The 20,818-nt window shown below is 71.8% G+C and carries 21 protein-coding genes; 9 read left to right on the top strand and 12 right to left on the bottom strand.

All coding sequences use genetic code 11. The annotated features are described in order from the left end of the window. Window positions 1–201 precede the first annotated feature (201 nt). Complete coding sequence (mraZ, locus tag ACZ6WN_RS28740) at window positions 202–615, bottom strand: division/cell wall cluster transcriptional repressor MraZ (RefSeq protein ID WP_231380332.1); 414 nt, start codon at window positions 613–615, stop codon at window positions 202–204. 275 nt (window positions 616–890) lie between these two features. Here mraZ and ACZ6WN_RS28735 point away from each other — a divergent pair, with 275 nt between their 5' ends. From ACZ6WN_RS28735 to ACZ6WN_RS28725, 3 genes are read left to right on the top strand one after another with little or no spacing between them, the layout of a single operon-like run. Further along, window positions 891–1,856: an AAA family ATPase gene (locus ACZ6WN_RS28735; RefSeq protein ID WP_465869756.1), complete on the top strand. Its 966-nt coding sequence runs from the start codon at window positions 891–893 to the stop codon at window positions 1,854–1,856. Between the two features lie 29 nt (window positions 1,857–1,885). Then, a complete protein-coding gene (locus ACZ6WN_RS28730; protein ID WP_465869652.1) occupies window positions 1,886–3,211 on the top strand; it encodes a DUF58 domain-containing protein in 1,326 nt (441 codons plus the stop codon). Further along, window positions 3,208–5,499, top strand: coding sequence for a transglutaminase TgpA family protein (locus ACZ6WN_RS28725; RefSeq protein WP_465869651.1), 2,292 nt, complete (start codon window positions 3,208–3,210; stop codon window positions 5,497–5,499). Before ACZ6WN_RS28730 ends, ACZ6WN_RS28725 begins: the two co-directional genes overlap by 4 nt. Before the next feature lie 12 nt (window positions 5,500–5,511). On the opposite strand, the gene ACZ6WN_RS28720 is transcribed toward ACZ6WN_RS28725, so the two are convergent. The 5 genes from ACZ6WN_RS28720 to ACZ6WN_RS28700 all read right to left on the bottom strand — a co-directional run bounded on the left by ACZ6WN_RS28720 (window position 5,512) and on the right by ACZ6WN_RS28700 (window position 9,250). Next, window positions 5,512–5,880, bottom strand: a complete 369-nt coding sequence (locus ACZ6WN_RS28720; RefSeq protein WP_465869649.1) for a DUF3040 domain-containing protein — start codon at window positions 5,878–5,880, stop codon at window positions 5,512–5,514. Between the two features lie 144 nt (window positions 5,881–6,024). Beyond that, a complete protein-coding gene (gene dinB / locus ACZ6WN_RS28715; RefSeq protein ID WP_465869648.1) occupies window positions 6,025–7,230 on the bottom strand; it encodes a DNA polymerase IV in 1,206 nt (401 codons plus the stop codon). A gap of 33 nt (window positions 7,231–7,263) precedes the next feature. Continuing rightward, window positions 7,264–7,989: a methyltransferase domain-containing protein gene (locus ACZ6WN_RS28710; RefSeq protein ID WP_465869646.1), complete on the bottom strand. Its 726-nt coding sequence runs from the start codon at window positions 7,987–7,989 to the stop codon at window positions 7,264–7,266. Window positions 7,990–8,026: 37 nt separating this feature from the next. Then, window positions 8,027–8,488, bottom strand: a complete 462-nt coding sequence (locus ACZ6WN_RS28705) for an SAV_6107 family HEPN domain-containing protein (RefSeq protein WP_465869644.1) — start codon at window positions 8,486–8,488, stop codon at window positions 8,027–8,029. 168 nt (window positions 8,489–8,656) lie between these two features. After that, window positions 8,657–9,250: a hypothetical protein gene (locus tag ACZ6WN_RS28700; protein ID WP_465869643.1), complete on the bottom strand. Its 594-nt coding sequence runs from the start codon at window positions 9,248–9,250 to the stop codon at window positions 8,657–8,659. Between the two features lie 143 nt (window positions 9,251–9,393). Between ACZ6WN_RS28700 and ACZ6WN_RS28695 the strand changes: the two genes are divergently transcribed. Both ACZ6WN_RS28695 and ACZ6WN_RS28690 read left to right on the top strand, forming a co-directional pair. Beyond that, window positions 9,394–10,029 (top strand): DUF4126 domain-containing protein, encoded by a 636-nt coding sequence (locus ACZ6WN_RS28695; protein WP_465869641.1) that lies wholly within the window; start codon window positions 9,394–9,396, stop codon window positions 10,027–10,029. Beyond that, window positions 10,026–11,351: a phytoene desaturase family protein gene (locus ACZ6WN_RS28690; protein WP_465869639.1), complete on the top strand. Its 1,326-nt coding sequence runs from the start codon at window positions 10,026–10,028 to the stop codon at window positions 11,349–11,351. Before ACZ6WN_RS28695 ends, ACZ6WN_RS28690 begins: the two co-directional genes overlap by 4 nt. A gap of 7 nt (window positions 11,352–11,358) precedes the next feature. On the opposite strand, the gene metF is transcribed toward ACZ6WN_RS28690, so the two are convergent. After that, window positions 11,359–12,249, bottom strand: a complete 891-nt coding sequence (metF, locus tag ACZ6WN_RS28685) for a methylenetetrahydrofolate reductase [NAD(P)H] (RefSeq protein ID WP_465869638.1) — start codon at window positions 12,247–12,249, stop codon at window positions 11,359–11,361. Between the two features lie 34 nt (window positions 12,250–12,283). On the opposite strand from metF, the gene ACZ6WN_RS28680 reads away from it, so the two are divergent. After that, window positions 12,284–13,369 (top strand): polyprenyl synthetase family protein, encoded by a 1,086-nt coding sequence (locus tag ACZ6WN_RS28680; RefSeq protein ID WP_465869636.1) that lies wholly within the window; start codon window positions 12,284–12,286, stop codon window positions 13,367–13,369. Between the two features lies 1 nt (window position 13,370). Here ACZ6WN_RS28680 and ACZ6WN_RS28675 read toward each other — a convergent pair whose 3' ends face one another. Together ACZ6WN_RS28675 and sigK are read right to left on the bottom strand one after the other, a co-directional pair. Further along, window positions 13,371–14,045 carry an anti-sigma factor gene (locus ACZ6WN_RS28675; protein ID WP_465869635.1) on the bottom strand — a complete coding sequence of 225 codons (675 nt, stop codon included), beginning with the start codon at window positions 14,043–14,045 and terminating at the stop codon, window positions 13,371–13,373. Further along, on the bottom strand, window positions 14,038–14,640 hold the full coding sequence (sigK, locus tag ACZ6WN_RS28670; RefSeq protein WP_465869633.1) for an ECF RNA polymerase sigma factor SigK: 603 nt from the start codon (window positions 14,638–14,640) through the stop codon (window positions 14,038–14,040). The genes ACZ6WN_RS28675 and sigK overlap by 8 nt, the downstream gene beginning before the upstream one ends. A gap of 100 nt (window positions 14,641–14,740) precedes the next feature. On the opposite strand from sigK, the gene ACZ6WN_RS28665 reads away from it, so the two are divergent. After that, window positions 14,741–16,315, top strand: a complete 1,575-nt coding sequence (locus tag ACZ6WN_RS28665; protein WP_465869632.1) for a molybdopterin-dependent oxidoreductase — start codon at window positions 14,741–14,743, stop codon at window positions 16,313–16,315. Here ACZ6WN_RS28665 and ACZ6WN_RS28660 read toward each other — a convergent pair whose 3' ends face one another. The 3 genes from ACZ6WN_RS28660 to ACZ6WN_RS28650 are packed head-to-tail and all read right to left on the bottom strand — an operon-like array spanning window position 16,316 to window position 17,564. Next, window positions 16,316–16,738 carry a barstar family protein gene (locus ACZ6WN_RS28660; protein ID WP_465869630.1) on the bottom strand — a complete coding sequence of 141 codons (423 nt, stop codon included), beginning with the start codon at window positions 16,736–16,738 and terminating at the stop codon, window positions 16,316–16,318. It lies immediately after the preceding gene. Between the two features lie 7 nt (window positions 16,739–16,745). Then, on the bottom strand, window positions 16,746–17,159 hold the full coding sequence (locus ACZ6WN_RS28655) for a guanyl-specific ribonuclease (RefSeq protein WP_465869628.1): 414 nt from the start codon (window positions 17,157–17,159) through the stop codon (window positions 16,746–16,748). Between the two features lie 33 nt (window positions 17,160–17,192). After that, window positions 17,193–17,564, bottom strand: coding sequence for an Rv2175c family DNA-binding protein (locus ACZ6WN_RS28650; RefSeq protein WP_378682612.1), 372 nt, complete (start codon window positions 17,562–17,564; stop codon window positions 17,193–17,195). Between the two features lie 41 nt (window positions 17,565–17,605). Here ACZ6WN_RS28650 and pknB point away from each other — a divergent pair, with 41 nt between their 5' ends. Both pknB and ACZ6WN_RS28640 read left to right on the top strand, forming a co-directional pair. Beyond that, entirely contained in the window at window positions 17,606–19,819 is a 2,214-nt protein-coding gene (pknB, locus tag ACZ6WN_RS28645; RefSeq protein WP_465869626.1) for a Stk1 family PASTA domain-containing Ser/Thr kinase, read from the top strand. An 11-nt stretch (window positions 19,820–19,830) separates the two neighbouring features. Next, a complete protein-coding gene (locus ACZ6WN_RS28640) occupies window positions 19,831–20,721 on the top strand; it encodes a deoxyribonuclease IV (protein ID WP_465869624.1) in 891 nt (296 codons plus the stop codon). Window positions 20,722–20,818 lie beyond the last annotated feature (97 nt).

Here is a 20,818-nt window from a genome sequence, read left to right as displayed (position 1 = left end):
GGGCTGACAACGCCACGGATCCGCAGAGCCAGGTCTCATGCCCGCTCCGTCACCGCCACGTGCCGTCCGGAGCCGGGGAAGGTGCCCCGGATGGCTGGAGGATTGGAGCGGGACTGAGACCTCGTCCTGCGGATCCGCTGTTGACTTGTGTTGCTTCTGATCAGCTCACGCTGCTTGTCGCTTTATCGATCTGTCCCTTTATCAGTCCGTCGACTCGTCGAGGTCTGCGAACTTGGCCTGTGCACCCGCGGAGTACTCCGCCCACTTGGCCGGGTCCCAGATCTCGATCCGGTCCATCACACCGATCACGACCACGTCCTTGACGATCCCGGCGTAGTCGCGCAGGAGCGGCGGGATGCCGATCCGGCCCTGCTTGTCGGGTGTCGTCTGCTCGGCCCCCGCAAAGAGGACACGGGCGTAGTCACGTGCGTCCCGAGAGGTGAGCGGCGTCTGCTGGGCCCGCTGAGCCTCCTGCATGAAGACGTCCTCGGGCCACACCACGAGGCAGTTCTCCTGACCTTGCGTCACGACAACCCCCTCCGCCAGTCGATCTCGGAACTTTGCGGGGAGGAAGATCCGGCCCTTCTCGTCGAGCTTCGGCGTGTACGTGCCCATGAAGAACATGTGCTCGCCCCCGCGGTCTGCTCAACGTGGATCGTTCCTCCACTTTGCCCCACCGTACCCCACAATCCCCCACATTCAAACCACCTTGCTCCCCCACGAGGTGATTTCCCACCACGGCCCGCTCCCCCGCGTCGCATGCGGCGGAGGCCGCTGACGTACCCCTTGCGGGTCACAGTCGGGTCAATGCCGCAGACGCCCGTAGGCGCTACCCCGTACGGTGTTCCCATAAGCAGGGTGAGTCGGAAGGACGCGACGTGACGACGCCGTTGGAGGCCTCATCGAATGGGGCAGAGATCGAGACACTGGTGCGGGTCGCGGGCCGCATTCGCGACAGCATCGAGAAGGTGATCGAGGGAAAGACCGACGTCGTCGACTCCACGCTCACCGTGCTGCTCGCCGAGGGACACCTCCTGATCGAGGATGTGCCCGGGGTCGGCAAGACCCAGCTCGCCAAGGCGCTGGCGCGCTCGATCGACTGCTCGGTGCGCCGCATCCAGTTCACGCCCGACCTGCTCCCGAGCGATGTCACCGGGGTGTCGATCTTCAACCAGAACACCCGGGAGTTCGAGTTCCGCCCGGGTGGCATCTTCGCCAACATCGTGGTCGGCGACGAGATCAACCGCGCCTCCCCCAAGACCCAGTCGGCGCTGCTGGAGTGCATGGAGGAGCACCAGGTCACCGTCGACAACGTGACCTACCAGCTGGAGTCGCCGTTCATGGTGATCGCGACCCAGAACCCGATCGAGATGGAGGGGACGTACGCCCTCCCCGAGGCGCAGCGCGACCGGTTCATGGCGCGGGTCTCGGTCGGCTATCCGCCGGTCGGCTCCGAGGTCGCGATGCTGGCCAACCACAGCGCGGGCAACCCGCTCGACGACCTGGACCCGGTCACCGACGCCGTGGAGATCCGCAAGCTCGTCGGCGTCGTCAACCAGGTCTACGTCTCGGAGGCGGTCCGCCGCTACACCGTCGCCCTGACCGCGGCGACCCGCACCAACAACGAGCTCGCCCTGGGCGCGTCGCCGCGGGCGAGCCTCCACCTGCTGCGGGCCGCCAAGGCTCATGCCGCACTGCACGGACGCGAGTTCGTCCTCCCCGATGACGTACGCAGGCTGACCGGTCCGGTCCTTGCCCACCGTCTCCTCTCCAGCGCCTCCGCGGCGATGCACGGCCGGTCGGTCTCCGACATCCTCGAGGCCGTCGTCTCCACCGTGCCGGTGCCACAGACCTGATCCTCGGGCCGACTGCTAGGAGGGGCGCGATGCGCGAGGCACTGTCCGGACTGACCGTCCGGGGCCGGGCTTTCCTGGCCGCCGGGATCACCGCGATCATCTGCGGGATCCTGCTGGACCAGTCGACGCTGTCCCGGATCGGGATGCTGCTGGTCGCGCTGCCGCTGGTGACTGCGGTGGTCGCCGCCTGGGGCCGCTACCGGCTCGCGCTGGTCCGCCACATCGAGCCGCACCTGACCGAGGCCGGCCAGCCCGCCAAGGTCGAGCTCACCATCGCCAACGAGGGCAGGATCCCCACCGGGACCCTGCTGCTGGAGGAGACGGTTCCCTACGCCCTGGGTGGGCGTCCGCGCTTCGTGGTCGACCGGATCGGGTTCGGGTGGCGTCACAAGCTCGGCTACCAGATCCGCTCCGAGATCCGGGGCCGCTTCGACATCGGCCCGATGCGCGTGACGGTGGCCGACCCGTTCGGCCTGGTCGAGCTCAACCGCGCCTTCCAGTCCACGGTCCCGTTCACGGTCACGCCCAGGGTGCTCCCGTTGCCCGCGACGCACCTGACCGGCAACGCCACCGCCTCGGGCGACTCCCGGCCGAGGGCGTTCCTCGGTGGCAGCGCGGAGGACGTCACGGTGCGTGAATACCGCCGCGGCGACGAGCTGCGACGGGTGCACTGGCGCAGCTCGGCCCGCCTCGGCGAACTGATGGTGCGCCGCGAGGAGCAGCCCTGGCAGGCCCGGGCCACGGTCTTCCTCGACAACCGCCGCTCGGTCCACCGCGGCCAGGGTGCCGGCTCCTCCTTCGAGCATGCCGTCGTGGTCGCCGCCTCGGTCGCGGTGCACCTGGTCGAGGCCGGCTACTCGGTGCGGCTGGTGACCTCGGGCGGCGCCACCCCCGGCGCCGCCAGGAGCGGGATCGCCGCGGGCTCGGCATCGGCAGCCGGCGGTGCGCTCGACGCCGGCTGGCACGACCGCGAGGGCCAGGCCGACGCGGCCGCCCTGCTGGAGGCGCTCGCCGTGGTCGAGACCGTCTCGCACCACCGCATCGACGCCTCCTGGATCGGCGAGGCCGGACAGGGCGGGGTGACCGTGGCGGTGCTCGGCTCCCTCGACGAGGAGGACGCCGGCGTGCTGCGCCGGGTGCGCCACCACACCGGGGCCGCACTCGCCTTCTCGCTCGCCGTCGACGGCTGGAGCGCGGTGCAGCTGGCGCCCGAGCAACAGCGGCCCAGCGGCGTACCGCTGCTCGTCCAGCACGGCTGGAAGGCGGTCGAGCTCAGGGTCGGCGACTCGGTGGCCACCCGCTGGCGTGAGCTCGGCACCCGGGGCGCGGCGGCGGGAGCGGGGGCAGCGCGATGATGGTCTCCCGAGACGCCCGCGGCGTCGTGCCCGCGATGGCCGTACCCCTGGCCAGCTTCGCGACCGTCCTGTTCGCACTCTCCTCGTGGGGCTCGTTCACGGACGCCCGGTTCCCCTACCTCGGCCCGATCCTGGTCGCCGGCCTGCTCGTGGTCGGCACCGGTGTCTCCGCGCGGCTGCTGCGCGTGCACGGCTCGGTCGTGGTCCTGCTGCAGACGCTTCTCGGCACGATCGCGACCAGCCTCCTGGTCGTGCAGCACCCCTTCCCGATCACCGGCGGCGGCCGGGCCCGGGTCGCGGCCGAGATGACCGAGGCGTACGTCGCGTTCAACCCGTTCGACCTGCCGATGTCCGGGCAGGATGTGGCGCCCTATCTCATCCCCGGCGGTGTCGCGGCGGTGCTGCTGGCCGACGTCCTGGCCGTCTCGCTGCGGCGGCCGCCGATGATGGGGCTCGTGGTGCTGGGCGTCTTCACGGTGCCGTTCAGCATCATCGGCGCCGGTGGCGGCGGCGGAGTCTCCTGGGTCGTCTTCGCCCTCACCGCGACCTCGTTCCTGGTGATGCTGCGCCTCGACCGCGCCCAGCAGCTCGGCCGCTGGGGCCGGCGCCTCGACGAGGACCTCCCGGTGGTGCCCGCCGCCGGGCCGGCGGTGATCGGCGTCTCCGCGGTCATGATCGCGCTGCTCACCCCGGCATGGCTGCCCAGCCCGAACGTGTCCCTTCCCGGCCTGGGCCCGGGCGACGGCGACGGCCCCTTGCGGGTCATCAACCCGACCGTCGGGCTCTACGACGACCTTCGCCGCCAGAGCGACCAGGTGATGGTGTCGGTGACGCCCGTCTACGGCGAGACCGAGACGCCGCCGTCCTATCTGCGGGTCGGAGTCCTGACCAAGTTCACCGGCACCGAGTGGACCTCCGGCAACCGCGACGTGCCGTCCGACCACAGCGGCGTGGCCACCTTCGAGCCGCCGATGTCCGACCCGAGCCTGCTGGGCGAACCCACGACCTACCAGCTCAGGGCGAGCGCGAAGTTCCAGTCGACCTGGCTCCCGATCTTCACCTACCCCCTCGAGGTCACGGCCCGGGGGCCGTGGCGCTATGACGAGGACACCCTCGACTTCATGTCCACCGAGGGCAGGGACCAGACCGTCGCCGGACAGAGCTGGCGGATGACCGCCGCTCCCGTCGAGCCGTCCCAGGAGCGCCTCCTCGCCGCCGGCGAGCCCGGGGTCGGCGCCCCGCCGGGCATGACCGACCTGCCGCTGCTCCCCGACCGGATCGAGGAGATCGCCCTCGAGCGCACCGCCGGCCAGGACCGGCCGTTCGCCAAGGCGGTCGCTCTGCAGAACTGGTTCCGCCACAGCGGCGAGTTCACCTACAGCCTGGAGCGCGACGTCGGCACCGACAGCGCGGCCCTGCTGGACTTCCTGACCGACAACAAGGTCGGCTACTGCCAGCAGTACGCCACGGCCATGGCCGTGCTCGCCCGCGAGGTCGGCATCCCGGCCCGGGTCGCCTTCGGCTTCCTGGGTGGTGACCAGGACGAGGACGGGGTGTGGCAGTTCCGCGGCCGCGACCTGCACGCCTGGCCGGAGCTGTGGTTCGAGGACATCGGCTGGATCCGCTTCGAGCCGACCCCGGCGGCCGCCGACACCAGCGAGCCGGGCTACACCACCGGTGCGCTGAGCAACGCCAGCAACGAGCCGCAGGCTCCGGTGCCGAGCGCCGGCACGAGCATCGCGCCCGTGCCCAACCGCCCGCAGCGCGAGGAGCCCGACACGCCCGAGGTCGCCGACACCGGCGCCGAGGAGTCCGACGCCGGCGCCATCTGGACCGGTCTGGGGATCATCACCGTCGTCGGCCTGATCGCGCTGGCGGCGCCGGCCGTGATCCGGCGCCGGCGGCGTACGACGCGGCTCGGGGGTGGCGCGGAGGCCGGCTGGCGCGAGCTGGGTGACACCGCGATCGACCTCGGTCTGCCCTGGTCCGGCACCCGCTCACCGCGGGAGGAGGCCACCAGCCTGGCCCCGCATCTGCAGGGGCGCGAGCCGATGCTCGCGCTGCAGCGGATCGTCACCGCCGTCGAGCGCAACCGCTATGCGGAGCATCGCGAGGACACGGCGGTCGCGGAGGACGTACGCCTGGTCTCGGCCGCGCTCAGGGAGCATGCCGAAAGGCGGGCCCGGCGCCGGGCACGCCTGTGGCCGGCATCGGTCTTCCGCCGCCCCTCGGCACCAGCCACCGACGGACCGGTTGCCCGGTCCGAACGGGAGCTGATCTCGTCCTAGGGACGGGACCTCTCAGAGGTCGTTGTCGCGGCGGCGCTGCTTCCAGCGCTCGCTGGCCCGGTCGAAGAACGAGCTGCGGGGAGTGCGGTCCCCGTCCTCTTCCTCGACCGCGGCAGCACCACGAAGAGCGGTGAGCAGCACGGAGGTCGAAGCCAGCATCACCAGGAAGCCGACCACCCCGACGATCCACATCCGTGAGATCACACCGGTCATCAGCAACGCGACTCCACCGGCGAGCACGATGCCCGCGATGACCGCGTGTCGACGTTGGGCACGGCGCAGGGCCGTGCCTCGGAGGGCGGAGGCGAACTTCGGGTCCTCCGCCGAGAGCGCGCGCTCCATCTGCTCGAGCAGGCGAAGCTCCTCTTCCGAGAGTGGCACCGTACCTCCCATGTCCTGTTGGGGTACTCCAAGTCTAGGCTGGCCACCCTGAAGGCGGTAGTAAGCCCAGAAAATTCTTGCCCCTTGACGTTCTGCCACATGGCACAACCTGGTCCGATTGTGTCAAGGGAACCGGCAGTTGCGTCAACCCCGGCCCTGATCGAGCAGGCTGGCGCGGCGGACGAGGCTGGATCCGAAGCGTTCGGCGACCAGGTCGATGGCGCGGTCGGCCTCGGACCAGCCCCGCTCCCGCTCCCCGAGCACCAGCTGTCTCTCGGTGCCCTCGCGGGCGACCAGGTGCTCGACGCGGACCCCGACCAGGCGCAGAGCCCGGCCCCGCAGGTCCAGCTCGTCGTAGAGACGGACCGCGGTGTCGTGCACCTCCTGGGTGACGTCGGTGGGGTCGGGCAGCGTGCGGGAGCGCGAGATGGTCTTGAAGTCGGTGAACCGGACCGTCAGCGCGATCGTGCGCCCGACCGTGCCGGCCCGCCGCATCCGCCGGGTGACGCGGGCCGAGAGGCGCAGCAGCTCACGGACGATGTCCTCGCGGTCGCTCAGGTCGTGGCCGAAGGTCTCCTGGGCGCCCGTGGACCGGTCCGGGAGGTCGGGGCCCAGCCGCCCCGTCAGCTCGCGCCGGTCGGTGCCGGTGGCGAGCCGGTGCAGGTGGCCGCCGAGGCGTGGGCCGAGGATCTGGTGGAGCGTCGGCACCGGCGTGCGGGCGATGTCACCCACCGTCTCGAAGCCGAGCCGCCGCAGCCGGGTCCGGGTGCTCGGCCCGACCCCGTAGAGCTCACCGACGTCGAGCGGATGGAGGAAGCCCGGGATCTCCTCGGGCCGGACGACCACGACGCCGTCGGGCTTCGCCTTGCGGCTGCCGACCTTGGCCACGCTCGGGGTCGGCGCGACACCGACCGAGCAGGTGATGCTCAGCTCCTCGGCGATCTGGCCCCGGATCCGGTGGGCGATCCGCTCGGGGCTGCCGAAGAGCCTGGTCGCCCCGCGTACGTCGAGGAACGCCTCGTCGACGCTGACCACCTCCACCAGCGGGGTGGCGCGGCGGAAGATCTCGCGGACCTGGTGGGAGACCTCGGCGACCTCACCGAAGTCGAGACGGACCGAGACGAGCTGAGGACACAGCCGTCTCGCCATCGAGCCGGGCATCGCGGCACGGATCCCGTAGGCGCGCGCCGGGTAGTTGGCGCAGGTCACCACTCCCCTGGCATGTCCCCCGACGACGACCGGCTGGTCCCAGAGCTCGGGCTGGTGCCTGATCGCCACCGAGACGAAGAAGGCGTCCATGTCGACATGGAGGATCGGGGTGACCTCCGGAGCGCCAGCGGAGGAGGTCACCCCGACCCTCCCAGGACGCGGACAAGCGAGCCCTCAGCGAAGCGAAGCGAGCAAGTGCAGCTGAGTCGCGAACGGCAAGTAATCAGCCCGCGTAGAAGCCCGCTGCTCGAGATCGACCAGAGCCGACGTCGCCGCAGGGTCGACATCGAGCAGCGACCCCGGAACGTGATCCACGAAGACGCGTACGCCACGGACGTCCCCGACCTCGAAGCCGGCCGACTCGAGCAGGCCGGTGACCTCGTCGAGGGCGAAGCGGCGACCGGAGCGCCCCTGCGGAGCGGTGTCGTCGAGGAGCTCGGCGGCCTGCGCGAAGTGGCCGGCCAGAGCGCGGGAGAGGACGGCAGCGGTGCGCTGGGCGACCAGCAGGCTGAGGGTGCCGCCGGGACGGAGCACCTCGCGGATCCCTGCCAGCGCCGCCGCGGGGTCGGGCACGACCTCGAGGACGCCGTGGCACAGCGCCACGTCGGCGCCGCCGGGGTCGGCCACCTCGGAGAGGGCGGCCAGGTCGCCCTGGCGGGCGTCGACGGAGACGCCGGCCTCGCGGGCGCGACGGTCGAGCGCGGCCAGCGCGTCGGGGCTGGGGTCGACGACGGTGACCCGGTGGCCGAGCCCGGCGACGCGTACGGCTGAGGTGCCGGTGCCGCCGCCGATGTCGAGGACGTCGAGCGGGCCTCCGGCCAGGACCGGGTCGAGCGCGTCCCAGACGGCGACGGTCCGGGCGCCTGCCCGACGACTGGTGGAAGCGGAGCCAGCTGACATGGGGCCAAGCGTAGGCCCTGTGTCCACGGCATCTGAATCAGCCCACGAGGCGGTCGTGGCGGAGTCGGGTGGCCTGCGAGGTGTGGGCCATCAGCCCGAGCGACTCCTCGACGACGGCGAGGAACCGGTCGGCGTCACGCACCTGCTCGTCGGCCTCCTCCGCGGTGACCGCCCGGATCGAGCCGGCCTCCGCGGCGGCGCGCTTGGCGGCGCCGGCGGCGAAGTAGTCGGCCCACTCGGAGAGCTCGGGCGCGACCTTCTTGAGGCGGACCCAGGCGTTCCACGGGCGACGGCGTCCGGCGCGGCTGGCGGCCTCGACGGGGTCGGTGCGGGCAGCGATCAGCGCGGCGGCGGCCTGGAGCGCGGCGACGTGGGCGATGGCGTACCTGCTCGGCACGTCGTCGGCCACGATGGCCTCCGCGAGGGTCTCGGTGGCGCGGAAGAGGTAGCTGTGCGTCGTCGCCGGCAGCAGATGCATCGGGTCGTCCTTCTCGCTCAAGGTCGACCCCGCAGTGGACGGCTCCGACGGGCGTCGGGGGTCGAGGACGACGCCCGCCAGAGCCTGGTGTTCGAACGTTTGTTCGAACACGAAGATCAAACTACACCCCGCCACCGACAGTCACAAGACGTTTCGGTGGCGGGGCGTGTCGATCGGTGCTGCGGTCGCTCAGTCGTCGGCGACGGCGCCGCGGATGCGGTGCGGCGGGTGGATGTAGCGGGTGTTGGCCGGCAGCCACATGACCACCAGCAGCACCGCCGCGATGACGATCGCGATCGCGGTGAGCACGCTGATGAGCACCGGCGGGCCGGTCAGGATGCCGCCGACGCTGGCCACCGCGGAGATGAACACCAGGAAGGAGATCACGATGCGGGCCCACTCGAAGCCGTTGCGGAGGAAGACCGTGAGCACGCCCAGCATGCAGGCCATCACGCCGAACAGGGTGATGGCCGGGGCGATGAACGCCGGCGCGCTGACCCGGTTGTCGTTGGGCGGGTTGATGAGTGCCTCGAGCCCCTCGGTCTCCAGGATGCGCTTGGCCGAGGCGTTGCCCTCCGCCCACGCGCGCACCAGGTCGTCGGAACGCAGCACCATCACCACGACCACGACGGCGCTGAACGCGATCAGACCGACGATCAGCCGAACCGCCCAGGTCATCTCCCGCGGCACGGGCTCGGCAGCCAGGGCTGCCACCTCGACGGTGACCTCCGGGTCCTCGCTCACGACCACACCTTCGTTCTCGTCGGGTGTCGTCATGGTCATCCGGTCTCCTTGCGACGTGGGGGGAACTCTGCGTTGATCAGCCCATTCTGCCGTACGGGACACAACGGAGGTAAATACGGGATCGCGTGCGCTCGGTCTCGGGCCGGGTCCGCGTCGTCGGTGGCGTACGCCAAGATGTCCCCATGGAATCTCTAGCGCTGACCTTCTCCAGCGGGTGGGCCAGTGGCATCAACGCCTACCTGGTCGTGCTGGTGCTCGGCGTCGTGCAGCGTACGACGGGGGCCGAGGAGATCCCCGACGTGCTCGGCACCTGGCCGGTGCTGGCGGCCGCAGGGTTGATGTTCGCGATCGAGTTCGTCGCCGACAAGGTGCCCTACATCGACTCCACCTGGGACTCGATCTCGACGGTCATCCGGCCCACGATCGGCGCCGTGATCGGCGTCCTGCTCGCCGGTGAGGCCGACTCGCTCAACGCGGCCGTCGCCGGCGTCGTGGGCGGCACCTCGGCGCTGATGTCCCACCTGGTCAAGGCCAGCGAGCGGCTGGCGGTCAACACCTCCCCCGAGCCGGTCTCCAACTCGGTGGTCAGCCTGGCCGAGGACGGGCTCGTCCTCGGTGTGGTCTGGTTCGCGACCCAGCACCCGCTGGCCGCCGCCGGTGTCGCCGCGGTCCTGCTGGTGGCCGGGCTGGTGCTGGTGTATCTCATCGTCCGCACCGTTCGCGGAGGCTGGCGCAGGCTGACCCGGCGAGGAAGACGGGGCGCCCCGCCGCCGGACGGGCCCTCCGGCGGCGACACCCTGCCCTACCCGGTCCCGTGACCCGCGTCGTCGTCCTCGGGGGCGGGTACGCCGGGATGGCCAGCGCCGCGCGGCTGGCCAAGCTCGGTCACTCGGTCACCCTTCTCGAGGCCTCCGGCGAGCTCGGCGGCGCGCTGGTGCCGGTGCGTGAGGAGGGGTTCACCTGGGACGCCTCGGCGACCTCGACGCTGCTGCCCGCGGTGATGCGGGACCTGTTCCGCAAGTCCGGGCGGCCCGCGGAGCGTGAGCTCGAGCTGGTGCCGATGGACGTCGTCCGCGAGCACCGGTTCGCCGACAAGACAGCGGTCTCGGTGCCCGGCGGCACCCGGGGCGCCCAGCTGGCCGCCTTCGACGAGCTCGGCCCGGGCATGGGCCGGCTGTGGACCGACTACGTCGCCCGGTTCAGCGAGGACTGGGAGGTGCTGCGCCAGCACTACTTCGAGGTGCCGTGGGAGCCCTCGGCGCTGCCCTCGGCGGTCGCGGAGCGGTTCCGGTCGCGCGAGACCCTCCACAAGCGGCTGCGCAAGACGTTCAAGGACGAGCGGCTCCGGCTGGTCGCGGCGCACCCGTTCGTCGCGGCGGGGCAGGAGCTGCGTGACGTACCTGCCTGGGCGGGGCTCACCGCCTATCTCGAGCAGCGGTTCGGCGCCTGGCGGGTCGAGGGCGGGATGGGGGTGGTGGCCGAGGTGCTCGCCGCCCGGATGGCCACCCGCCGGGTCTCGGTGCAGACCGCGACCCGCGTGGAGGACATCGTCGTCCGCGACGGGCGGGCGGTCGCGGTGGCGACCACGGCCGGGGAGATCGACCTCGGTGCCGACGGCGCGGTCGTGGTCGCCTTCGACCCGCGCTCGCTGCCGGCCCTGCGGCCGCTGGTGGACCGCACGTTGCCGGCGATCCCGCCGATGACGTTCCACCTCGGGCTCTCCTCGCTGCCCGAGCATCTCCTCGGCCTCCCCGACGAGCTGGTGCTCCACGGTGAGCCGACCCTGGTCGTACGCACCCGCGGGCTCGCCCCCGAGGGGCAGCACGCCTGGACGATCCACTCCTACGGCAAGCTGATGGAGGACGTCCTGCTGGCGCTCGCGCGCCACAAGGTCGATCTGCGCGAGCACGTGGTGCACCGTGTCGACCTGGGCGCCGCCGAGCTCGTACGCCGCTGGCGCGGGTCCCCGCTGGGCGTGAAGTGGGCCGGGCGCGGCACGGTGTTCCAGCGCCTCGGGCCGCGCACCCCGCTCCCGAACGTCTACGCCGCCGGCGCGCACGCCACGCCGGGCTCCGGGCTGCCATTCGCCGGGCTGTCCTCCGCGCTGGTCGCGCAGTCGATCGGACCTGCCGAGAAGTGAGCGCGACCTAGACGGTGACGTTGAGCTCGGCGAAGATCTCCAGCGTCGCCCGGGAGCGGTTGAGCGTGTAGAAGTGCAGCCCGGGGGCGCCGCCGTCGAGGAGCTCCTGGCACAGCTCGGCGGCCACCGCGATGCCCTCGGCACGGATGGCGGCGGGCTCGGGACCGGCGGCGCTGAGGCGCTCCACGATCTCCTCGGGGACCTCGGCGCCGATCAGCTCGCTCTGCCGGCGGATGGCGGCGAGGTTCAGGATCGGCATGATCCCCGGCAGGATCGGGATGTCGACGCCGCGGGCACGGACCCGGTCGACGAGGCCGAAGTAGTCGGCCGCCCGGAAGAACATCTGGGTGACCGCGAACTCCGCACCGGCCCTCGCCTTGGCGACCAGCACGTCGGCGTCGGCCTCGAGCGACTCCGCACTCGGGTGGCCCTCCGGGAAGGCCGCGACACCGATGCGGAAGTCGCCGCGCTCACGGGCGAGCTTCACCACGTCGATCGCGTAGTCGAGACCACCGGGGGTCGGGGTCCACTCGGCGCGCGGCCCCTCGGCGGGGTCGCCACGCAGCGCCATCACATGGGCGACTCCCTTCGCCGCGTAGGAGTCCAGGATCTCGGCGACCTCCTCGCGGGTGTGGCCGACGCAGGTCAGGTGGGCGACCGGCAGCAGCTCGGTCTCCGCGGCGATCCGGCCGGTGATGGCGACGGTCTTGTCACGGGTGGAGCCGCCGGCACCGTAGGTGACGCTCACGAAGGTCGGACGGTAGGGCTCCAGGGCGCGCACGGCGTTCCACAGCTGCTCCTCGCCGGCCTCGTCCTTGGGCGGGAAGAACTCGAAGGAGAACGAGCGCTCGCCCTGGTTGATCAGCTCCGCGAGGGAGCGTCCACGTCCAGTCACCATCGGGCCATCGTAGTGAGTGCCCTAGGCTCGGAGAGTGAATGAAACGTGGGACGCCGATGAATTCCGCAGTCGCGTCCAGAGGGCCCTGGACACCTTTCTCGAGACGCAGTCCCAGCGACTGGCTCCGCTCGGTGACGAGGTCGAACCGCTGCTGCGCCGGGCCCGCGAGTCGATGTCCGGAGGCAAGCGGCTGCGGGCCGCGTTCTGCCTCTGGGGCTTCCACGCGGTCCGCCCCTCCCCCTCGCCGGCCGAGGAGGAGTCGCTCGTCCGGGCGGCCGCGGCGCTCGAGCTGCTCCAGGCCTCGGCCCTCGTCCACGACGACGTCATCGACGACTCCGACACCCGGCGCGGCGCACCGGCCGCACACCGCGCGTTCGAGGCCGACCACGCCGCCGCCGGCTGGCCGGGCCGGTCCCGTGCCTATGGCGATGCCGCTGCCGTGCTCCTCGGAGACCTGCTGCTGACCTGGTCGGACGAGCTGCTGCGTACCTCGGGGTTCGGGGGTGCCGAGACGTCCGCCGCCCTGTCGGTCTTCGACCACACCCGCAGCGAGGTGATCGCCGGGCAGTTCCTCGACATCACCGTCCAGGCGCGCGGCGCCGCGGACGTCGAGGCGGCGATGAAGGTGGTGCGCTACAAGGCGGCCAAGTACTCCGTCGAGCGCCCCCTCCACGTCGGTGCCGCCCTGGCCGGGGCCTCCCGGGAGCAGATCGAGGCGCTGTCGGCCTACGGCCTCCCGGTCGGCGAGGCCTTCCAGCTCCGCGACGACCTCCTCGGTGTCTTCGGCGACCCCTCGGTCACCGGCAAGCCCGCCGGCGACGACCTCGTGGAGGGCAAGCGCACCGTCCTCGTCGCCCTCGCGCTCACGGCCTCGCCCTCGGCCGACGCCGACCTCCTGGACCGCTCCCTCGGCCGGCCGCTCACCGCGGACCAGGTCGCCGAGCTGCGTACGATCATCGCCTCCTCCGGCGCCGAGCAGCAGGTCGAGAAGACCATCACCGAGCTCGCCGACCAGGGCCTCACCGCCCTCGACGAGGCCAAGTCCTCGGGCGTGCTCGACGCCCACGCCGCCGAGATCCTTCGCGCCCTCGCCACCGCCGCCACCCAACGCACCGTCTGAGTCAGAGGCGCTCGGCGGGCATGTGGAAGAGGACCTTCTCGGAGGGTTCGTCGGAGCCGCCCATGGGCTCCATGGTGACCATGAGGTCGCCGTCCTCGACGGGCACCGCGACGGCCATCTCCTCGTCGAGGACACCGGCGGACTCCATGCCGGCATCGGTGTGCCACCAGACCTGGTAGGTCATCCCCTCAGGACGCGAGAGGCGGGTGGTGTCGACGGCGACCATGTCCATCTCCTGCGACATCGCGACCATCAGCTCGCCGCCGGAGGTCTCCTCCTTGTGCATCCGCGCGTCCGGGGCCGACATCACCTCGGCGGCGGTCGTCGCGGGCGGGTCGTCGTCTCCTACGACCACCCCGATCGTCACGCCGGCACCGATGACCAGGGCGGCGGCCGCGGCCACCAGCCCGGCGAGCCGACGACGACGGCGCCGGGCCGCCACCACCACGGGCGGGAGCTGCGGAGTCTGCGAGGCCGTACGCATCACCCGCGCGCGCAGCGACGCCGGAGGGGCCTCGGCGACCTGACCGGCGAGCGACGCGGTCGCCGAGCGCAACGAGTGGACCTCCTCGCGGCAGTCGGCACACACGGCCAGGTGCGCCTCGACCTCTGCTCGCTCACCGGGCTCCAGCGCGTGCAGGAGGTAGGCCCCGACGAGACCGTGGGCGTCAGGCATCATCGCGATCCTCCAGACAGTCCCTCAGACGGATCAGCCCGTCCCGCATCCGCGACTTCACCGTCGGCAGCGGCCGCCCGAGCAGCTCGGCGACCTCGGGATAGGTGAAGCCCTGGTAGTAGGCCAGCCGCACGGCCTGGGACTGCAGCGGCGTGAGGGAGTCCAGGCAGCGGCGTACGCCCTCGTGCTCCGCCGCCGTGACGACAGCCTCCTCCGGACCGGCGACGTCGACCGGCTCGCGCCGGGCGACGTGCTCCTCCCGTGCCCGCGAGGCCTGCGAGGAGCGCACGGTGTCGACCGCGCGGCGGTGCGCGATCGTCAGCACCCAGGTCCGCAGCGAGCCGCGCGAGGCGTCGAACCGGGCCGCCTGGCGCCACAGCTCGGTGAACACCTCCTGGGTCACCTCCTCCGCGCGCGAGGGGTCGCGCACGACCCGCCGGGCGACGCCGAAGACGAGCGGAGCCAGGTCGTCGTAGAGCCGACCGAAGGCGTCGAGGTCGCCACCGGCGACCGCGGCGAGCACCGCCGCCGGGTCCAGGTCCTCCTCGGGGTCCGGTGACGACTCCTCGCCCACGACCCGCAACGCTCGCCGCACGACACCCCTTCCGACACCTGAGTGATCTCATCTCGGGTTCGCAGCCGAAGAGTGGGAGGATTGGTCCCATCCGACCAACGATCGGCCACGAACCCACAGCATGACATCCCGCACCCTCGCCGAGCAGAAGGCTTCGGGCACCGCTTCGGCACCACGCGTTCCGTACGGCCCCGTCGCGGGCATCGCCGCCGGCGTGCTCGGCCTCGGCGTCGCCGAGCTCGTGGCCGCCCTCGCCGGCGGAGCCTCGCCCCTGCTCGCCCTCGGCGATCGGGTCATCGACCTCACCCCGCGCTGGCTCAAGGAGGCGGCGGTCGCCACCTTCGGCACCGCCGACAAGCCGATCCTGCTCACCTGCGTCGGGCTGGTCACGCTGGTCCTGCTCGGGGTCGCCGGGGCCCTGGCCGTACGCCGCCCCGCCCTCGGCGCGGGGATGCTGGTGATCCTCGGGGCCGTCGACATCGCCGCTCTGCGGGCCGACCGGGCAGACGGCGGGACCACGAGCCCGGAAGTCGGCATCATCGCGCTGGTGGTCGGCCTGGTGGTCGGCATCGTGGCGCTGCTCCTGCTGACCCGACCGCTGCGCGAGCCCGACGACACCCACGGCGAGGCGGAGGCGCCCGACGGCTTCGACCGTCGCCGGTTCCTGGTCGCCGCGGCGGCCGTGACCGCGGTGGGTGCGGCCGGCGGTGTCGGCGCCAAGGTGGTCACCGGGCGCCGGCACCCGGCGACGCGGGTGCCCATCCCCGCAGCGGTCTCCCCCGCCGCGTCCCTTCCGGCGGGCGCGGAGCTCCGGATCGACGGGCTGACGCCCCACCTGACCCCGGTCGAGGACTTCTACCGCATCGACATCGCCCTGCTCACCCCACGCGTCGACGTCGCCGACTACCGGCTCAAGATCCACGGCCTGGTCGACGACCCGATCGAGCTGACCTATGCGGACCTACTCGCGATGCCGCTCTACGAGCGCCGCGTCACGATCTGCTGCGTCTCCAACGAGGTGGGCGGCGACCTGATCGGCAACGCGACCTGGACCGGCGTACGCATCCGCGACGTCCTCAAGCGTGCCGGCCTCTCCCCCGACGCCGACGCGGTGAAGTCGACCGGCGCCGACGGCATCACCATCGGCACCCCGCTCGAGGCCCTCACCGACGGCCGCGACGCGTTGCTCGCGATCGCCCAGGACGGCGAGCCGCTGACCCAGGACCACGGCTTCCCGGTCCGCATGGTCGTCCCCGGCCTCTACGGCTATGTCTCGGCGACCAAGTGGCTCACCGAGCTGGAGGTCACCCGCTTCGCCGACTTCCGCGCCTACTGGACCGACCGCGGCTGGTCCGCCGAGGGACCGATCAAGACCGAGTCCCGCATCGACCTCCCGGGCGAGGACACGATGCCCGGCGAGGTGACCGTCGCCGGTGTCGCCTGGGCCCAGCACCGCGGCGTGAGCAAGGTCGAGGTACGCATCGACGACGGCCCCTGGCAGCCCGCGAAGCTCGCCGCCGAGGACAGCATCGACACCTGGCGGCAGTGGACCTACCGCTGGGACGCGACCGAGGGCGAGCACCGGATCCAGGCGAGGGCCTACGACCGCACCGGCACTCCGCAGACCGGCAACGAGGTGCCACCCGCTCCCGACGGAGCCACCGGCTACCCCACCCGCACCGTCAACGTCGGGTGATCAGTCCAGGTCGTCGAGGTCCGTGTCGGGACCGTCCCCGCGCAGCAGCACGGCGAACGCCGGCCGGTCCTCGGAGATCTCCGCGGACCGCTCCTGGAGCACCCGGATGATCTTGTCGAAGCCCGCACGATCGGCGTACGCAGCGATCCCCCACGTCTCCCACAGCAGCACCGTCGGCGCGGAGAGGTCACGCAGCGAGTCCCACAGCGCGTCCAGGTTGCGGCCGAAGTGGGCCGGGAACCCCAGCGCGGCGCCGAGGGCGCCGAGCACCTCGTCCTTGGTCTCGGCCACGTCGGCGACCTGCGCGAGCGACCAGCCGGCGCCGGTCACCGACTCGGCGAGGTCGGCCGCGGCCAGCTCGGTGTGCCACCGGTAGACACCCGGGTCGACCTTTCCGGCCAGAAGTCCTGCGAGTCCGCTCATCTACCCATCACCCCCGGTCGATCCGTGAGAACGACTCGTAGTGGTCCTCGGTGAAGTAGAACTCCCCACCCTCGCCTGTGACGATACGCCGCGCGCCCCGGTCCTCGGAGCCGGGCGTCGGCACGGTGTACTCGGCGTAGTAGCCCGAAGCCTCGTCGGGAAGGATCCCCTCGCGGTTGCCGAAGGTGCTGCCGTCCTTGCCCGGGTAGGGGAACGGACCGCCGGCGTCGATCAGCTCCAGCGTCTCCACCCCCTCGGGAGGCAGGTCGGACTCCGCGATCCAGGCCAGCCCGCTCTCGGGGTCGGTGCCGCTCTTGCCGCCACCCGATCCCGGGTCGCCGGCCGAGCTGCCTGAGCACCCGGCGACCAGCGCCATCAGGACGGCGAGCAGCAGGCCGACCAGGGCAGACTTCGACCTCACGAGACTCCTCCGAGACGTACGGACCGGGTGGTCCTACAGTGCCATGGCCTGGGCCCGGCGCTTGACCTCCGACCCGCGGTTCTCCCGAAGCGCGTCGATCGGGCGGCCGGGAAGATCGTCGTCGAGGAAGAGCCAGGCGATGATCTCGCGGTCGTCGTAGCGGCCGTCGTGGAGCACGTGCAGCAGGCCGCTCAGACCCTTGACCGGGAGGCCGTCCTGGATGAACAGGGCCGGGATGTGCTGGCCCTTCACCCCCGGGGGCACGGCCGCCGCGAGCTCGTGCTCGCGGATCATCGTGCGGACCTTCCCCACGGTCACTCCGAGCAGCGACGCGGCCGTGGCCCAGTCGATCCACTCTTCAACCAGGACACCCAGATCCTGCTCCGCCAGCCGCATCTCGCTCATAACGATCACATTACCGGCCCGGGTAGCCGGTCCGGAAAGTCGTGAGGGGGCCCCGCTGGTCCGTACCATTGCCCGGTCCGGAATACTTCTCCAACCGGAGACAGGAGTATCGCGTGGCTAGTGAGGCGGACCCCCGTGACGGCGTCATCGGACGCCACGGCGGAGGCTCGGCTACCGCATCCGACCCCCTTCTGGGCAAGGTCTTGGGGATGCGTTACCGGATCGTCGAGAAGGTCGCGAAGGGCGGCATGGCGACGGTCTACGTCGCCCACGACATGCGGCTGGACCGCATCGTCGCCGTCAAGGTCATGCACCAGGACCTCGACGAGGAGGGCAACTTCGCCGAGCGGTTCGTACGCGAGGGCAGGTCTGCCGCGAAGCTCTCCCACCCCAACGTGGTCGCCGTCTACGACCAGGACGAGGACGACGGCGTCGCCTTCCTCGCGATGGAGTACATCGAGGGTCACACCCTGCGCGACACCATCGCCTCGCAGGCTCCGCTGGGCGCGGCGAAGGCGCTGGCCTACATCGAGCCGATCCTGAGCGCGATGACCGCGGCCCACGCGATCGGGATCGTGCACCGCGACATCAAGCCCGAGAACGTGCTCATCACCACCGGTGCCGCCTCGATCTCGCAGCGGGTCAAGGTCGCCGACTTCGGCCTGGCCCGGGTGATGAACAACAACTCCAACGACGCCACCACCGGCAACCTGGTCGGCACCGTCTCCTACCTCGCGCCCGAGCTGGTCACCGAGTCCCGGTCCGGGCCGCGCACCGATGTCTACGCCGCCGGCGTCGTCCTCTACGAGCTGCTCACCGGCCGCAAGCCGCACAGCGGCCCCTCCCCGGTCGAGGTCGCCTACAAGCACGTCCACGAGGACGTACCGCCGCCCTCGAAGGCCGCGCCCGGCATCCCCCGATACGTCGATGCCCTGGTCGCCCGCGCGACCGCCCGCGATCCCGAGCTGCGCCCGGCCGACGCCGGCGTGCTGCTGCGCATGGTCAACCGGGTCATGGCCACCCTCTCCGCAGGGATCTTCGACGATCCCGACCTCACCGCCGACCTGGCGCTCCCCACGGCGGGCGCACCCGACAGGGGCGCCCAGGCGGCTGCCGACAGCCCGGCACGGGCCCACGACGAGTCCAGCGCCGAGTCGACCGCGGTCCTGCCGGCCATCGGCCTGAGCCCGGGCGGTCCGGGCGGTCCGGGTGGCCCGTCCGGTCCGCCGCCGGGCCGTCCCCCGGGCCCGCCGGGACCGCCTCCGGGCGTCGTCGGCCTCCCCGCGGGCGCGCGGCTCTCGCTGAGCGAGCCCGAGGAGAACGTACGCATCGCCCCGACGCCCACGCAGCCGAAGCAGCGCTGGAGCATGCCGGGGTCCTGGAAGGGCCCGATCGCGATCAGTGCCGCCGTGGTGGCCGTCGCGCTGGTGGCGACCGGGATGTGGTGGTTCATCGACGGCCGCTACGAGCGGGTGCCCTCGGTGGCCGGCCTGAGCAAGGCCGAGGCGACCACCCAGCTGCAGGAGGCCGGCTTCGAGGTCTCGGCCAACACCGAGTTCTCCGACACCGTCGAGAAGGGCGTGGTGATCGACTCCGACCCCGGCCGCGACCACAAGGCGCTGCCCGGATCGACGGTCGAGATCAGCGTGAGCCGGGGCATCGAGGAATACTCCGTGCCCAAGGTCAAGGGCATGCTCGCCGACGACGCCCAGGACGAGATCCAGGACCTCGGCCTCAGCGTCGGCGATCCGATCGAGAAGTTCAACGACGACGTCCCCGAGGGCCACGTCATCAACTCCCAGCCCCGCGCCGGCACCCTGGTGCGGCCCGGCAAGGCCATCGTGCTCGTGATCAGCAAGGGCCCGGCACCGGTCGCCATCGTCGACTGGACCGGGCGCAGCGCCGAGCGCGCCAAGAAGTCTCTCGAAGCCGACGGTCTCGAGGTCGAGATCGAGGAGGAGGAGAGCCAGGAGATCCAGCCGGGCACCGTGCTCAGCCAGAACCCCAGCTCCGGCACCGTCCCTCGCGGGGAGACCGTGACCCTCGTCGTCTCCAAGGGCCCCGACTCCGTCGCGGTCCCCAACGTCGTCGGCAACGACAAGGACACCGCGAAGCAGACCCTCGAGGCCGCCGGGTTCGAGGTCAAGGAGGAGAAGGAGGGTGGCATCAACCTCGGCTTGGGCTACGTCACCCGCCAGGAGCCCGCCGAGGGCGAGGCGCCGTACGGCTCCGAGATCACGATCTGGCTGAACTGACCTTGACTCCTATGGACCGCAACCCGATCGGCACCCACGTCCAGGTCGGCAAGGGCCTCGTCGCCGGCGCCCTCGCCAACACCGACGCGGTCGGCGGCGAGACGCTGCAGATCTTCGTCGGCAACCCGCGCGGCTGGGCGCTCTCGGCAGGAAAGCCCGCCGAGGACAAGGCCTTCCGCGCCGAGCTCGAACGACGCGGGATGCGCGCCTTCGTCCACGCCCCCTACCTGGTCAATCTGGGCTCGCCCACTCAGGCCACGTACGAGAAGTCCGCGGCCGTGGTCGCCCACAACCTCCGCCGCGCCGCCGACATCGGCGCCGAAGGGGTCGTCGTCCACACCGGCTCCTTCGTCTCCCCCGACGGGGACGCGAGCGAGAGGTACGCCGCCGCGATGAAGCAGGTGCGCGAAGCCCTGCTGCCGGTGCTCGAGGAGATCTCGGCCGAGGACGCTCCCTGGCTGCTCCTGGAGCCGACCGCCGGCCAGGGACGCTCGCTGTGCGCCGGCGTGGAGGACCTGCCGGCCTACCTGGAGGCCGTCGACTTCCACCCCAAGGCCGGGATCTGCCTGGACACCTGCCATGTCTTCGCCGCCGGAGCCCCGCTGGACGAGCCGGGCGGTGCCACCGCCTGTGTCGACCGGATCGTCGAGATCGGCGGGCCCGAGCGGCTCCGGCTGATCCACGCCAACGACTCCAAGGACGTACGCGGCAAGCACCTGGACCGTCATGAGCAGATCGGTCGTGGCCACATCGGCACCACCGCTTTCGAGGAGCTCTTCGCGCACCCGGCGACCGAAGGGGTCCCCTTCATCCTGGAGACCCCCGGCTCTCGCGACGCGGACAACCCCGATATCCGGCTCCTCCGCGATCTGCGGGCATCGGCCCGGCGTCAAGGCGTGTGACCTAGGCTTGGGGACGCACGGGAGTGATCTTCGACGCCATGGGGGTGGCATGACCAGCTGCGCACAGTGCGGACACCGGCTGTCCGATGAGCCGGCC

This window comes from Nocardioides sp. NPDC054178 (genome assembly GCF_055585005.1).
This window is presented reverse-complemented; position numbering and strand designations above follow the sequence as displayed.

Excerpts from the sequence above, each read along its gene's own strand:
- mraZ (WP_231380332.1), bottom strand. The coding sequence starts at position 615 with ATGGGCACGTACACGCCGAAGCTCGACGAGAAGGGCCGGATCTTCCTC.
- ACZ6WN_RS28730 (WP_465869652.1), top strand. The coding sequence starts at position 1,886 with ATGCGCGAGGCACTGTCCGGACTGACCGTCCGGGGCCGGGCTTTCCTG.
- ACZ6WN_RS28725 (WP_465869651.1), top strand. The coding sequence starts at position 3,208 with ATGATGGTCTCCCGAGACGCCCGCGGCGTCGTGCCCGCGATGGCCGTA.
- ACZ6WN_RS28710 (WP_465869646.1), bottom strand. The coding sequence starts at position 7,989 with ATGTCAGCTGGCTCCGCTTCCACCAGTCGTCGGGCAGGCGCCCGGACC.
- ACZ6WN_RS28700 (WP_465869643.1), bottom strand. The coding sequence starts at position 9,250 with ATGACCATGACGACACCCGACGAGAACGAAGGTGTGGTCGTGAGCGAG.
- ACZ6WN_RS28695 (WP_465869641.1), top strand. The coding sequence starts at position 9,394 with ATGGAATCTCTAGCGCTGACCTTCTCCAGCGGGTGGGCCAGTGGCATC.
- metF (WP_465869638.1), bottom strand. The coding sequence starts at position 12,249 with ATGGTGACTGGACGTGGACGCTCCCTCGCGGAGCTGATCAACCAGGGC.
- ACZ6WN_RS28675 (WP_465869635.1), bottom strand. The coding sequence starts at position 14,045 with ATGCCTGACGCCCACGGTCTCGTCGGGGCCTACCTCCTGCACGCGCTG.
- ACZ6WN_RS28665 (WP_465869632.1), top strand. The coding sequence starts at position 14,741 with ATGACATCCCGCACCCTCGCCGAGCAGAAGGCTTCGGGCACCGCTTCG.
- ACZ6WN_RS28660 (WP_465869630.1), bottom strand. The coding sequence starts at position 16,738 with ATGAGCGGACTCGCAGGACTTCTGGCCGGAAAGGTCGACCCGGGTGTC.
- ACZ6WN_RS28650 (WP_378682612.1), bottom strand. The coding sequence starts at position 17,564 with ATGAGCGAGATGCGGCTGGCGGAGCAGGATCTGGGTGTCCTGGTTGAA.
- ACZ6WN_RS28640 (WP_465869624.1), top strand. The coding sequence starts at position 19,831 with ATGGACCGCAACCCGATCGGCACCCACGTCCAGGTCGGCAAGGGCCTC.